The following is a 14,723-nucleotide window of genomic DNA, read 5'->3' on the forward strand; positions in this document are numbered from 1 at the left end:
ACTTAGTGAAGCGTGGCGCTTAGGAGCCCCTGTCATGAATGATACGAATAGGGTGATGCTGGAACGCCCGATTATTCCGGACTTGACCCCCTTCGACGAAATTGATTTGGAGGCATTAGGGGATGATGGACTGGTGACGTTCATCAAGTATTCCGCGATGAAAGCGGGTGATATGATTTCGCCTCGATGGGTAGGCGCCGGGCCAGGGGGAGAGGCATTCGACTTTGTAGGAAGCGGTTATACGATAGGCCCAGGTGATCTGGATCAGGGCGCGCAGATCATCATCAGTAACTCATTGGTGTGCAACGCGGCCGGAGGTTGGGCTTTTTATTCTTATAATCACGACGGTATTGAGTCTCAGCGACAATTTTGTTATATCGGTACACGTCCCAGAACTTCGGAAGTTCTGTCTGTGCCGATCACCCAGCAGGCGCACGATTTGGTGATCAAGCCTGATGAGATCGGCATTGAAAATGTATCGTTCATCATACCGCGCTATCAGGCGATGCAAGTCGGTGATCAGATTGACTTCACCCTGATAGGGTACGACGAGCACGATGTCGAGGAGGATGTCGAGCGGCAAAGGTTGACAGTCACCAAGGATCATTTCGGCACCACGCCGCTGATCTTTCAGGTCAGACGCAACTGGTTCAGGTTCATAGATCCAGGTTCTGCACACGCCTCATATACCTTGGGATTCGTCGATGGGCAGAAGCTTGAATCGCCAACCCAGATCTTCGTCGTCGACTCCGCGCACCTATCTCCCGCAGAGTTGCAGCCGCCATCCATCGAAGGGCATGAAGCCGGCAAGCCACTGGACCCGGCGAGGTTTCGCGATGGCTTGCGCGTCCATATCGAACCCTATCCAGGCCTGACGGTCGGCGACCGACTGGTGCTCGTTTGGCAAAGCCCCGTCGAAAATATCATCCAGCCGGTTCGGGTGGATCCTAGCACTCAGGCCACAAACAGCATCCTCTTTCACTTGCCGGCGACAATCGTGGAGGCCAACCAGGGGCTTCAAGTTGGCTTGTCGTACCTTTATGCCCGTGAAGGCGTCAGTTTACGCTCTGAGGTTCTGCAGTTAGAGGTGGCCAGGTCTCGCATGCTGACGGCCCCTTGGGTGAACGATGCCGTTCCGGAGAGCGATAGCGATAGCGGCGTTCTGTCGGCCCTGCTCGCGCTCGGTGGTGTCCATGTCGATGTACCGGACGTAGCGGGACTCGACGAGTCTATCGAACTTCATTGGTGGGGGCGTTCCGAGTTTGGCCGCTACATCGCCGATAGCCCGCTGCCGAGCAACTCGTTGAGGTTTTTTATTCCGGCTCGATACGTCCCTGCAAATATGGGGCGCGGGGCGGTAGACCAATCCCGCCGTTTCGAAGTTTTTTACCGTTTGATCACAAAGGATGGGTATCTGGATTCGCGACCTTTTAACTTACGGATTACCCCGCCGCCCAAGAACGGGTATCCCCAACCTCTTTGTGACCAGGAAGAACCCGGTGTTGTTGGCGGTTTGCCACTTCACAAAGTGCCGGCCGATGGAGCCGATATCTCTCTGGCACCTTGGCGGTTCGCTGCCGAAGGTCAATTGCTGACGCTCACCCTCCAGTCTGCGGAGGGCGACATGACCGAGGATTTCATCGACAGCGTATCAGTTACGGAAGAACAGGCGACTACTGGATTCAAGGCCAAACTTCCCAAGGCGCTGTTGGAAAAATTGACGATAGATTTGCAATTCACATTGAGTGCACGTCTGAGTTTCGATGGAGGGGAACGTTACACCGAATTCCCAGAGAAAAGCATAACGTTGCGGCGCTGACTTAATAATTACGTCAGTAGGCAGGGGCATCGACTTGCCCCTTGGCATGAGGATATAACGATGGCAAAGCCCACACTGGAAAAATATCTTAACTACATGGGCGAGACGCCCCGCACGTTCGGATGGGGCGCGTTGTTGGTTTACGATCGTTTCAGGACCAATAGGTTGCTGGCCCACGAACATATCGAGCGCTTCGATAAAGGGAGTTGGCTGGCACCGATTACGACTTCCATAAAAACCGAAGAGGGCACCTGGACCCAGCTTAATAATCTGATGTTTGACAAGCCACGTTTGTCGTTCGTGAATTCGAACATTGGCGGCTCCAAAGCACGCTTGAGCATGAACGCTATCTCTGGTGAGATCTTGCAACTGCACCAAGCCACTGGCAGCCCGAACCAAGAATTAACGCATGTATCTACGCTGGATCCGTTGACCGGTCCTACCGTGCGCATGGATATTGACCTCAATAATAGTGGGAATGGGCAAGTCGGCGAAACGGGGCGAGTGACATTGGATTTGTCGAGGGGGTCGGCGTATACATTCGAAGTATCCAACTTCAATGACCTGAACGATAAAGTCGGCGCGGCGATGAAACTCAAGTTCGATGAGCGACCGCCGGAAGAGCGGGTGTGGGAGTTGAATACACTCCAGCGGGTGGACGGTCAGTTGAACCCGACATCGTTCGCGGTACGCACCCACTCCTTGGCCAGAGCAGGCAATGCGCTGGCATCCAGCGACCCAGATGAGCAGGAGGAGGGGGCTGTGCTGGTTGGCATTGCATTTGACGGTGAAGCGGCAGGAAGCTTTCCTACTCAGGATGAAGACCTGCCTTATCTGTTGCCGGAGGCCGTCGAGGGGGAGGAATACTCAGTCAATTTCATTATCGGCAACAAAGTATGGATGACTGACTTGGTGGGAACCTTGGCTGAGAGGTTCGAATATATCTCAGGTCTGCGCGATCAGCCTGATGGAAGCAGCTTCATCAACAAAGTGGGCACCATTTCGTTCCCGGTTCCGGCGGATAAGAAAAGAGAGCGCCATGAATTCAGGTGGGGAGCGGTCGAAGAACTCGAGTGGCCTGCATTCACTCTCGAGGGTACCTACCAGATCACAATGCAAGACAATGCATTGGTGGTCGAATGGGATGCGGTGGGTGAGTCGGTTACCTGGGTGCTGGGCTACATCACTGATCGTTGGCACACCGGGCGTAAAAAGGGCCATTACCGAGTAACGAACCGTGTCAGGCTGGTCCCTGAACTCGGCAGCCCAGGCGACACAGCTGGCACCGTCAAATTGGTTCTCGATGAAGGCTTTGGCCCCACTGCGGGGTTCATCAAGGACGAAGATGACCTTGAGAGTGGCTACACCGCCGACGCGGCAGAGTTTCTCTGCGATCCGGTGGTCACCGAGATTCAGCGCGTAGTAGCTGCCAAGCAAAGTGAATTGCTCAACGCAATCGGTTTGACGATCGACGTGATGCGATTCCACGGGATTCTATTCCGTGGTCAGGAAATTGCTGCTCCCCGTACAGTCTACGTTCCCGGGGACATGTCGCTATTGGGAACCCTGGCCCCCAACCTTACGGCATTCGCCATCGAGCCCCTTGAAACTACGGTCTCCGCTGGTCAAACGCTGAAATTCAGCGCATCACCTGACCAGGTGGGCCTGCATTGGGACGTTCAGCCGCTGCCGGGAGATTCGGGGGCCGTGGGTACCATAACCACCAGCGGTGGCGTCTACACCGCACCAGCGGTGGATGAGATAGAAGGAGGTCTGAAACGCGTCATCGTCTCGGCTACCAGCGACGGTAATACTAGTCGAGCCCTCGTAACGGTCGTGTCCAGTGCCATCTCCGTTTTCCCCCGGTTGATGACGGCTCAGTATTCAGACGAAGGCACACCGAATCGGTACGTACTGGTAGGCGGAAGCATCGAAGGCGCCCTGACCTGGACTATGGCGAGTGGGTCAAAAGGTGAACTGCGGGAGGCGCAGGACGGAGAGCCTGGCTTGGTAGTTCCAGAGGATAAGAACGTACGTATTTATGAAGCGCCCACTCGCCAGCCAGAGGCGGGTAGAACGATTGGCGCATTGATGCATGTGGACCGGGCTCAGGTGTCTCATGCCGGGGAAACTGGGTTCATGGACATCGTCATTCCGTGGCGATCACAAAACGGTTGGTTGCAAGCTGAAGCTCTTGACGGCGGTGCTGTGGAGGTGTCGCTTTGGTATGAGGGGTGGAAGGTTCAGGCAGACAAAGTGGAGCCGGCGGATTGCATCTGGGGAGTGCTGGTCGGCAGCGGAAAGTTTGATGAAGCCAAAGGCATCTATTCCCCAGGAGACGATGAAGGTCCCTATGTCATCATCGCCGCCCTCGAGAAAGGTTCATCGTCGCAGCCAACGTGGGCCTACAGCGTGCTGCCAATGCCTTATTTCGCCCCTGCGGTGTGCAAGGAGGTCTGATCATGGTTACCAATATCATTGAACAGCGGATCGCTGAGTCGACCGAGGACGATATGATCAATGGCTGGGGCGGTGTCCTCATGCTGCGCCGCGGACCCGCTAACGCTTTGTTGCGCGCCCGCTACGTCCAGGCATTTCAGGATGACGACATACTCTGGCCGATCACTGGTACAGGCTACGTTGATGCAGGCCGCACCGAACAATTCGTGTTTGAGGATTTGATGCTCGGACCTCCCCAGTTATCGTTCGAAGAAGCAAGCGGTCGTACCGGCACGGTCACGGTTGCCATGGAACTGATCGCGGGCCGCTGCGTTTCGACCGTGTTGCAACCTGGCTCACCAAAGCGGCTCCGTCGCAGCCATACACTGCAGCTGGGCATGGGGCACACGCTGCGGATGCGAGCTCAATTGGTTGTAGTGAGCGGCACTGACGGACTGCCTGAGCTCGCCATTGATTGGGGCACCGCTACCGCCATGCGGTGTAGCTTGGGAGTGAGCGATGCGGCTGCTGGCAAGATGGGGGATTTCATCTTCGAGCAAGTCCGCACGCAGCGGCTTTTTTCGCAGGTGTTTTCCTTCATTACCTTGGATAATCGCCTTGTCTACAACGCCATTTCGGTGCTAGGTGCGGGGGCTTTCACCCTGGCCGCGCCTGAGGATCCCGGCCAGGCCAGCTCCGACGAGGGCGATGGTGCCCTGTTACTCGCGCTGCATTTAAAGGGCACTGGCCGGCCTGGTTTGGCGGGCAATGGCTGGCCTTGGCCATTTGCAGCCTCCGAGGACGCCGATACAGAGCCTGACACCGCACTGCTGCTCGGACGTCGACGCGATCCCTTGGATCTGGAGTCAGTGGAGGGCGAGTCGACGCTGGCCCGTGCTATGGCGGAGCAAGTGATCATGGCGGGAAACTATCGATTCGAATGGAGAGAAGAGAGCAAACCCCACCATAGAGTGTTGCTCGGTACCATTGCGGCTAGCCCGCGGCAGACCGTGCTCAATCCTGCGCTCGCTCGTATCGGAGTAGGGCAGACTATGCAGCTCGATGCCGAAGGCCAACGGCTGATCGGCTGGCAGGCGCGCAATATAGTGCATCCCCGTGCGTCGGGGCAAATGAGCAATGGGACGTACAGTGCGACTCCCTTGGAGCGTCTGGCGACCGACCAGCAGATCGTTGCGGTGACGGCAAGGTCTGACCAGGACGAAGAGCAAAGCGTCCGCGCTGCCCTGTTGGTAGAAACAGCTGAGCCCCTGGCAATTTCTCCGCGGGTAGTCATTTGGTCGCCGGAGCTCGACCCAGTTCCTTTGGTTGCCTCGGGTGATACGGATCTCAAATGGACACTGGAAGGCGAAGCGTACGGAACGTTACTAGAAGATCAGGAGGACAGCCGTCATGCCGTATTTACTCCCAATGAGCCTTCCGGCGACCAGAATTTACTGCTGCAACGTATCAAGGTCAGCGATGGAGAGTCGGCAGGCCATGCGACAGTAGTGATCCTGGGCTCTCCAGCTGTGTTGGATGTAGAGCCCTACCATGTTCCGAATATACCTGCCTCGGGTAGCGAGCGCTTTTCCCTGCTCGATGGAGATGCCGAAAAATGGCTGCTTTTCGGCCCAGGTGAGATTGACGAGGACACAGGGGTTTATACCGCACCCGACACGTATTCAGGAGAAGTCAGTGTCGTGGTCGGTGTTTCGGGGCGGCATGCAGGACTGGCGGTTGTGCAGCACCAGCAGGCCGCGCCCCAGCGTAGCGCGGTTTCTGAGGAACGATGGAAAGAACTTGTCAGCTTTACAGTCAAACTCAATAACGCTGCCCGCAACGTCGCATTTTGCAATGGGGCGCAACAAATCGGCATCGATATCGAAATCGCCACACAGAGCTTCCCCGATAGCAATGGGGAGGACGTGTTCGATCCAATCAGTGACTTGGAGCTTTCTACGCTCAAGTTGATAGACCGGAGCGGCGTGGAGCTTCCCTACATCGTCGATGAAATCATGCCTACCCCGGCTGCTGCCAAATGGGCTGTGAGCCGAAGGCGTAATCGATTCGACTATTACCCAAGCGCCGTCGCAGACGAGGCAGTACCGCATGCGGATGGAAACGGTAAGCGTAACCTGACGCTTTATGTCCAGACCCTTGAAGCAGAAGTTCTGAACATTCGTGCCAAATTTCAGGATCATTACAATGGCTGGCGAACGTCGAGCGACCTGGACGAGGAGGCTGGCGAAGTGCAGGTCGAGGGAAAGGAACTGCCTTTACCTGACCTTGCAAACTATTTCTGGGGGGAGCAAGGTTCTGGAAAGCGGGTGGAGGAGAAGAACGGTTCGAATGTGGGTGAGGACCGGTTTAATTACTGGCATTACACGACGGACTATTATGTATTGAGGAGTGCCTATTTCCAGTTTGTACACGTCATTTTCAATACGTGCTCGATGATAAAATGGGAAAGTGAGCAAGAGGACGAAACATTTTGCAGCTATACAGGGTACGCTTTCACCCCAAGGCGCAATAGTGATATGCCAGCTGCGCCTAAAGGCGTGGAGTACGAAGGTGCGCTGCAAATGCTTACGATCGAAGAGAAGGTCAATTTCGGAGAGTTGGATTATGGCTTCAAGGGGCAGGAGGCGGTCGCCACTGGTCAGTTGCTGGTGACATTGGATCGCGTATCGACCATGAATTATTGGCAGGATAGTGGCAGCGTCGAGAATCACCGGGCGATCTTGGATCAAGCCATGGAATTCACATTGATTGATAACTTTGGCACGAAACACCCTCTCAGAGTGACTTTTGGCGGGGGGGAGGACGGCCGTAATATCTTGCACCTGGGTCTTCAGTGAAGTTGCCTGGCGACGACCTCACAGGGCAAAACTCGGCGTTGCGGCCAGACGCCACTGCATTGGAGTAGTAAGCGGTGTTTGCAGTCGGCATATATCCATGCGATTGATCGACAGGGGCCTACGTGACGTCTGCTAATTAAACCGCACGGATGTGCAAGCGAGCCGCAATGGCTCGCTTGCCAGCTGGCCGCTGGCTGAAGCTCGCAATCAGATGAACCTGATAAAAATGCCAGTTGTGACGTTGTGCTGAGGCTCGTTTAATGAGTTCAACGGGCACTGTCCTGTCTTCCTAACGCTTCCACATAAGGGGTAAAGCGATGAACGATTCAACGAATGCTCGATTGCTATCACGTCAAGTCCGACAGGACTACTTGGGCGCGAAAGCTGCGCAGCGAAAGTTTGCAGATCTTCGCCCTTTGATACTTGATCCCGACATGCTGGCAGATGATTCGGATGGAACACTTAAGAGCGAGTATCTGCTGGATCCTACGAAGGGCGTCACGCTCAACGTTCCGCACTGGCTGTTCTCCGATTTAGACAGACTGAAGATCGAGCTCTCGTATGATGGTCTCGATTGGCTATCAGTTTATGACGAAGAGGTAAATTATTTTGATAATCCTGACAAATATCCAAATCCCTATCCCGTGAAATTGGATCTGTCCAATCCGTTACTAAATGGGGATGGTCCGCATATTTTTCGAACCTGGATCCGGAGCGATGAAGGAGACGTCTCTACGTCGCCTCCATGCCCCCTCATTTTCGACAGGCAGGCGCCATACGGCACCGCTTACCCCAAACCGTTCCCATCCATTCCGGCGGTAACGGATGACAGACTCAGTAGTGAAGGTGACAAGGTAATTTTGGATTTACCAGCCTATGCGGATGGAGCGTTGGGTGATCATGTCGCCGTTTACTGGCTGAAAGAGGTACCGGACGATATACAAAAGCTCGTACCAGTGCGCATTGCGCCTACTACAGGGGGCAAGCAGAGCCTGGAGGTCGCAGGCGATGAGGTGCGTAAGGTGGGCGATGGTGGAGTTTATGCGGTTTACGTACTGAGGGACAAGGCCGGAAACGTAAGCCGGATTTCCCAGCACTTGCCTGTGGCTGTGGCACTCGGTGACCTTCCCGATACCTTCGCACCGCCGACGGTGCCTTTGGCAACGGCAATGGACAGTTTCCTAATCGACCAGGCGGATGCCTCACTGGGGGTGGAGGTATGGGTGCCGGTTCCCGAGCACGCCAAAGCCGAAGACTTCGTGCAAGTGATATGGGGAGGCATACCATTGGATGCGGAAGTAGTGGGGTCCTCGCCAGGGGATAATGTACAAGTCAGGGTGCCCAATGCCGTACTGCTGCAGCACTATGGCGAAAGTACTGGAGCGATTTCTACCGAGGTCAGTTATACGATTTTACGGGGTACCCATCCCCTAGGCGGGGAAAAAACCACAATTAACGTCAACCTCGAGATAATTGACCCTGCTGGCCCGGATCCAGAGTGGCCCAATCCCATCAATAAAAAGCTCCATCCAGTGACGGTGAAAGGCCGTGGCGGTAGCAGCAATGACAACGAGCTGAACGGTGATGATGCCGGAAAGGCAGCGGATCTAAAGGTAATACTCTACGACTTCGTAGAGGAAAATGATCAGCTTGATTTTTATTGGAATAATAGTAAAGCGGCTTCGTACGTTGTCCCGGCTGCTAAAGGCTCCGGAGACGAGGTGATTGTTGAAGTGTCATGGGATGTCATCAGGGCAGGCGGAAACGGAGATGCCATACCCGTTTACTATCAAGTTACGCGGCCTGGTGTGCATAATCCTTCGGATTCGCGCGTTACCGATGTCGATGTCGATGCCATCACCATTACCCCCATTGCCGCAACCTATTTGCATCTCAACAGTAACGGGCGGGTCAGTTGCGCCACTATTGCTGCCAGTCTTCCACATGTCGACGGTCCGGCAGTTGAAGTTCAAGTTCCTGATCTGACCGAGTACGCCGAATATGGCGAGTTCACTGAAGTGAAGATGAAGTGGTGGGTAATGCTGGGGCGCGATGACGCACAGGGGACCGATCCATTCGACAAGGTAACACTCGAAGTGACTCTACCCATCGATGCGGATCATCCATTGACAGGATTTATCTGGCGCGTACCGTTTGCGACGAATGTCGAGCCGGGCATCATCCCCGACCCACATGATTCTAACTTCTCTCAATCCCGTGCACGAGTAACGTATACCTTGCTTGCAGACAAACAGTTGCTGTCTGAGGAGGCTCAGGTCCGGCTGGCGTTCCTTCCTCCTTCTGGTGAATGCGACCCTAATAATCCCTGAAACTTTTGGAGTAGCAGATACAAGCGAGCGCCCGTAAGGTTCAGGTTTTCCTGCTGTTGTCGTAGGTATTTTCCTACATTATTTTACTGTGATTCCTGTAGGTTGGGCGGCATTTACCGACGCTGTTAACGGTGTCTCCAGTTCCGGCTCTACATGAGAACCTAGTGATGAAAAAACATTGGCTGCTAACCAGGTCGACAGCAAGTTTGGCCATTATTATGCCTGTCGCTGTATTCAATGCCTCGGGCGTTGTGGCACTGGAACTTGTCAATGAGGACAAAACCATTGATTTCACCGTACCTGTCAAAGAGTATCAGGTGACGCGCGGTGCTACGTTGACTGCCAGGGGGGCCAGTACCGGGCAGATCAATTTGCGGGAGGGCGCGCGCCTGGAAGCGGATGCCACCACTATCGTTGCAACCGACGATGCCGTGCTGGCAGAAGGGGGGACCACTGCGAGCATCGTCGGGAGCTATGTCAGCAGCGATAGGCTCGGCGTTGTCGCTGCGCGTACTGGCGACAGTGGCTCTGTGATCGAGGTTTCGTCCAGTACCGTTATCGGTGCAGAAGGAGCAGCCTTGATAGCCACTGATTCCGAGCTGCATCTGACCGGATCCGTGCTGTTGAGTACAGGCGCCGGCAGTGCCGGGGTGCGCATGTTCAATGGTTCACTGCAAACCCAGGGTAGCCAGATAACCGGGGCGCAGGAAGGTATCCTGGTCAATGCCGACGGCCGCGCCGGGCAGGCGCAAATCGACTTGGACGCGACGCATGTTGTTGGCCAGGATGGTGCAGCAATCGTTGTTGCCGGTGGGCGACTGGGGGCAGCCTCGGCACGGATCGATGTCCGCAATGGCACGAGCCTTGACGCCAGTAATGGCAATCTGCTGGAAGTGCGCAACGATTCCCAGGCCGAGTTCAGCGTCGACAACGCTCAGCTCAACGGCAATGTCTGGGTCGAGGAGGGCTCGTCAGCGTCGGTGGCATTGGCCAACCAGGCCACGCTGACGGGGCAACTCGAAAACGTTGCGCAGCTTTCGGTCGAAAGCGGGGCGCGATGGGTGATGGTAGACGATGCCACTGTTGGCGATTTACGACTGGACGGCGGTACGGTGCAGTTCGGCGCTGCCGATGCCTACCACCGTCTGTCCCTGAACACCCTGTCTGGCAACGGTACATTCATGATGGATGCCGATTTTTCGCAGGAGTTGACCGACTTTCTGGATGTCAGTGGTGACGCTAGCGGGAATCATGGGTTGCTGGTTGGCAGCAGCGGAGATGAGCCGGACCGAGAGAACTCACTTCGAGTGGTTCATACCGGGGGAGGGGATGCTTCATTCTCGTTGGTCAACGGGCCGGTGGATCTCGGGGCATTTTCCTACGAATTGGTCAAGCGTGGAGATGACTGGTACCTCGATGGGTCGAGCAAGATCATCAGTCCTGGCACTCGCACGGTGCTGGCGATGTTCAATACCGCGCCCACCGTCTGGTATGGCGAACTGACTTCTTTGCGCAGCCGTATGGGTGAGTTGCGGCTGGACGATGGCAAGGCAGGCGCCTGGATGCGCAGCTATGGCAACAAGTATGACGTGGCAGCCAGCTCGGGTGTCGCCTATCGGCAAACCCAGCATGGTTTTTCCATCGGTGCCGATGCCCCGCTTCCAGTGGGCGACGGGCATTGGCTGCTGGGGGTGCTCGCAGGGCACAGTCGCTCGGATCTGGACCTGTCGGCAGGCAGCCAAGGCGAGATCGATAGCTATTACCTCGGCTTGTACACCACCTGGATCGATCCGCAGAGCGGCTACTACTTCGATGGCGTCGTGAAGTTCAACCGCTTCAATAATGAATCCAAAGTTGCACTCAGCGATGGTAAGCGGGCCAAGGGTAGTTATGACAACAACGGTGTCGGCGCGTCTGTCGAAGTTGGTCGTCATCTTGAGCTCGCGGACGGTTATTTCATCGAGCCCTTCACCCAGTGGTCCGCCGCCTACATTGATGGCAAAGACTATCGTCTGGACAACGATCTGCAGGCCAGCGGCGAGGCGGTGCGCTCGGTGCTTGGTAAAGCAGGTGCAACGGCCGGGCGAAACTTTGAATTCAGTGAGGGTCGTGTGGTGCAGCCATATGTGCGTGCGGCCTATACGCATGAGTTCATCAATAACAACGATGTAAAGGTCAACAATCACCGTTTCAGTAACGATCTTTCCGGGTCGCGTCTGGAGTTGGGCGCCGGCGTAGCGGTTTCGCTGATGGAGCGGTTACAGCTGCATGCCGATGTGGAGCACAGTCGCGGTGAGCAGATAGATCAGCCTTGGGGCGTGAATGTAGGTTTGCGCTATAGCTGGTGATCCGGACCGGGGAGGCGTCGCCTTCCCTTTCCTGAGGAGTGACGATGATGAACAGTGGAGATGATAAGGACACCGCGCTTCTGGCGGTCGCCCAGGTGCCTGATCTATTACCCGACATTCCCGGCGGGGAGAACAACCTGCTACCGAGGGCTGCGCTTGAAAATCCTTTGACGGTCATCGTTCCCAAGTGGCCAGTTTCCCACCCGACGCCGGAGGAGCCAGAAACACTTGAACTGAAGTGGAATGATGCGATCATTGAAAGCTTGGTGTGGGAGGACGAACCCCCGGCTGAAATAGAAATGCATGTTCGGCAGGCATGTTTAACAGAAGGCGAACATCGGTTGCACTACGAAGTCCTGAATTTCGAAGGTGACAGGAGCATATCCGAGGTGCTTCCACTGATCATTGATACAACTCCGCCAGTATTGGGCTCGGGCCATGGCAAACTCACCCTTGTCGAGGATGCCGAAGAAGTCGAGAGGGATGGGCTTACAGAACGCTATCTGGAAAATCATGGTGATCGTTTGCGAACCGAAGTGCCTCTGTATGGCTCACCGAGACCTGGTGATACGTTGATTGCTTACTGGGATACCGAGCCATATGCCGAGGAAAAGGCGTTCGAGCGCCAATTGGCAGCAGAGGAAATTGGCGGCCCTTATTTCATTGATTATCCGAGTGAGTTGATCATCCAGCGTGGTGATGGTCGTCGTTATCTTTACTATGCAATCCAGGACCGTGCAGGAAATATCAGCAATACGTCAACTCCGTTAATACTGGAAGTGAGTGCTGCCACGACCAGGATGTTGCCGCCTGTCGAAGTTTCTCAAGCCTCCGGATCCGCACCTAGCTTCACGCTCGATCTCGACAAGTTTATTCCGCCTTTAGTAATAACGATACCGGAAGAGGCGGTGGTCTATCCTGGCGAGACAGTCACCCTCTTCTGGGGCGAGTCGGATGACTATGGCTACTTCTGCAGCAGCCAATCCGATCCTGGATCGAATCGGTGCTTTGAGGTTCCACTTCGTAATGTCGTGGGCATGAGTGGTCGTACATCGCCAATCAGCTACGAGATTGATGATGGGGGGCGCGTCCACTCCTCGGCGCCGAGCGAAGTGCTAGTGAGGCCCATACGTTCTGGGTTGCCAGTTGTACAGGTACAGGGTGCATCCTCTGGTGGATTGAGCCTTTCCACCGCACCGGCGAGGATTCCGGTGAAATTAGGTAAGTGGCGCCATATTGCACTTGGTCAGTTAGTCAATATCTGGGTGACAGGGGTAGTTCCTGGGGGGCGCGATGCCGAGCCGTTTACCGTGCTGTCGGCGCATGCAGTCATCGAGCAAGAACTCCGGGAGGGCATTGGTGAACGTAATGATGTGATTCTGGAAAAGACTTACCTGTCGACCCTGTGGCTTGATCAGCAATTCACGCTCAATGTCAGTGTGAGTTTCGATGATGGCGAAGAATGGTTGCCGTTTCCTTCCCTCTCTCTCGTATTGAGCGCCTGAGATCTGGCCGTCATTGCGCCAGGGGAACACTTCGTTCAGGTGTGGTACCACCGAAGTCACTGATGGTCGTGAAAGTCACTCTTGGATTCGGCCCTATTTTGACATCATTTATCGCATAGGCTTGGGTGCTAAATGGCCCTACCATTTCCTTCGTATCAATGAGCGTGGAGTCTTCGCCGGAGTCTATTTTCAGTTTGCTGAAGGTAAAGTAGTAGGGTGAAGGGTTATTTACCTGCAAGTGGGATTGGCCATCGATCGAAGCCATTGTCCATTCAAGGGTATTGAGGCTCTCCTGGGTATTGCCGGGCAGGCCGGCGGGCCGGTAGAACAGTTTGATGCGTGTGCGCAGGGCGATGGTCAGCGTGTTTTTTTTCTCGTCTGCAGCTTGTGGAATCTCTTGCACATTGAAGAAAAACAGCGATTCCCGGTCATCGGGGAGGTCGTTCGGAAGGCGATTGATTTGCACCGTCTGTTCGCCGCCGGGGTCAAGGCGAAACAGCGCTGGCGAGGCGATCAGGGGGACTGCGGTAGTGGAGTCGTCCTCAATGGTATTGACCCAGGCCTGAGCGGCAAAGATCTGCTCGCTTGGATTGGCAACGACCACCGTGCTGCTTTGCTTGTCACTGGATTGTACAATCCGGGTAGAGCTGATGGTCAATGCTCCTTGTGCGTGAGCTCCATAGCAAACGGCCAAGGCCAACAAGATCATGTTCCGGAGTTTGATGTTCAGCATGGTGATTTGTCTCGCAGGTTGGTAGACAAATAGGCACGCTGAAGCGCGCCTATTTGGAGTTACTTAACGAATGTCTACAGTGAAATTGACACTGGTTGCAATTTGACCTTCCGTCACGGTGGCATCAATCGTTTGTAGGTAAGTGGTGAAGTTCATGTCCGTGGTGAGTCTGTCGCTCAGATCGTAGCCAACCGATTCCGTGTCGGGAGCCAGGACGCTATTGCTTTTGTCGAGAATGGCAAGTGCCATGCCCTCGCTGTAGCCGACCCCACTTTGCAGTTGATACAGGTCAGAAGGACCTGCTCCATAGTTGGCAGAAAATTTCACGAATGCTTTTTGGCCTGGGGTTACCGGGCACTTGGAAGGATCGTGCCTTAGCCCAAATCGTTGTATCGGTGTTTTTTGACCGACGGTTGTGAAATCTTTATCTTTAAAGTCCCCAAGATAGATCAAACTCTTCGATGGGCCGCCGGGAGTTACGACATCGATTGGGCAGGTGCCACCGGCAGTGACAGTTCCTTCAAAGTTTATAATGCCAGTGTTGGCCATGGCCGAACCGCTGGCCAAGCTCAATGCAAAGAGTGCGAAGATAGGTTTCATGAGCGATCCAATTACGGTTTATGAGGTGGCTGAATATGTTCGTGCTTAAGCCTAGCGGGGCTCTTTGCTGAACACGGCGGTAAATTATTCG

8 protein-coding genes are annotated in these 14,723 nt (G+C 54.9%); 6 read left to right on the top strand and 2 right to left on the bottom strand.

Translation table 11 applies throughout. The features are described 5' to 3' along the window. Positions 1-34 precede the first annotated feature (34 nt). From E2H86_RS23885 to E2H86_RS23910, 6 genes are all read left to right on the top strand, one after another. Positions 35-1,819: a hypothetical protein gene (locus E2H86_RS23885; RefSeq protein WP_133331978.1), complete on the top strand. Its 1,785-nt coding sequence runs from the start codon at positions 35-37 to the stop codon at positions 1,817-1,819. 60 nt (positions 1,820-1,879) lie between these two features. Next, a complete protein-coding gene (locus E2H86_RS23890; protein ID WP_133331979.1) occupies positions 1,880-4,279 on the top strand; it encodes a hypothetical protein in 2,400 nt (799 codons plus the stop codon). Positions 4,280-4,281: 2 nt separating this feature from the next. Next, positions 4,282-7,116, top strand: a complete 2,835-nt coding sequence (locus E2H86_RS23895; protein WP_133331980.1) for a hypothetical protein — start codon at positions 4,282-4,284, stop codon at positions 7,114-7,116. 317 nt (positions 7,117-7,433) lie between these two features. Further along, positions 7,434-9,446: a hypothetical protein gene (locus E2H86_RS23900; protein ID WP_133331981.1), complete on the top strand. Its 2,013-nt coding sequence runs from the start codon at positions 7,434-7,436 to the stop codon at positions 9,444-9,446. Positions 9,447-9,613: 167 nt separating this feature from the next. Beyond that, positions 9,614-11,794 (top strand): autotransporter outer membrane beta-barrel domain-containing protein, encoded by a 2,181-nt coding sequence (locus E2H86_RS23905; RefSeq protein WP_133331982.1) that lies wholly within the window; start codon positions 9,614-9,616, stop codon positions 11,792-11,794. Between the two features lie 47 nt (positions 11,795-11,841). Further along, a complete protein-coding gene (locus tag E2H86_RS23910) occupies positions 11,842-13,299 on the top strand; it encodes a hypothetical protein (RefSeq protein ID WP_133331983.1) in 1,458 nt (485 codons plus the stop codon). 10 nt (positions 13,300-13,309) lie between these two features. On the opposite strand, the gene E2H86_RS23915 is transcribed toward E2H86_RS23910, so the two are convergent. Continuing rightward, complete coding sequence (locus E2H86_RS23915) at positions 13,310-14,032, bottom strand: fimbrial biogenesis chaperone (RefSeq protein ID WP_133331984.1); 723 nt, start codon at positions 14,030-14,032, stop codon at positions 13,310-13,312. Between the two features lie 63 nt (positions 14,033-14,095). After that, positions 14,096-14,632, bottom strand: coding sequence for a fimbrial protein (locus E2H86_RS23920; protein ID WP_133331985.1), 537 nt, complete (start codon positions 14,630-14,632; stop codon positions 14,096-14,098). Positions 14,633-14,723: the final 91 nt, after the last annotated feature.

The organism is Pseudomonas putida, from assembly GCF_004357765.1.
Classification (GTDB): Bacteria; Pseudomonadota; Gammaproteobacteria; order Pseudomonadales; family Pseudomonadaceae; genus Aquipseudomonas; species Aquipseudomonas putida_U.

What these genes read in the sequence shown, in the direction of transcription:
- E2H86_RS23905 (WP_133331982.1), top strand. Translation starts at nt 9,614, where the DNA reads ATGAAAAAACATTGGCTGCTAACCAGGTCGACAGCAAGTTTGGCCATT.
- E2H86_RS23920 (WP_133331985.1), bottom strand. Translation starts at nt 14,632, where the DNA reads ATGAAACCTATCTTCGCACTCTTTGCATTGAGCTTGGCCAGCGGTTCG.
- E2H86_RS23915 (WP_133331984.1), bottom strand. Translation starts at nt 14,032, where the DNA reads ATGCTGAACATCAAACTCCGGAACATGATCTTGTTGGCCTTGGCCGTT.
- E2H86_RS23895 (WP_133331980.1), top strand. Translation starts at nt 4,282, where the DNA reads ATGGTTACCAATATCATTGAACAGCGGATCGCTGAGTCGACCGAGGAC.
- E2H86_RS23910 (WP_133331983.1), top strand. Translation starts at nt 11,842, where the DNA reads ATGAACAGTGGAGATGATAAGGACACCGCGCTTCTGGCGGTCGCCCAG.
- E2H86_RS23890 (WP_133331979.1), top strand. Translation starts at nt 1,880, where the DNA reads ATGGCAAAGCCCACACTGGAAAAATATCTTAACTACATGGGCGAGACG.
- E2H86_RS23885 (WP_133331978.1), top strand. Translation starts at nt 35, where the DNA reads ATGAATGATACGAATAGGGTGATGCTGGAACGCCCGATTATTCCGGAC.
- E2H86_RS23900 (WP_133331981.1), top strand. Translation starts at nt 7,434, where the DNA reads ATGAACGATTCAACGAATGCTCGATTGCTATCACGTCAAGTCCGACAG.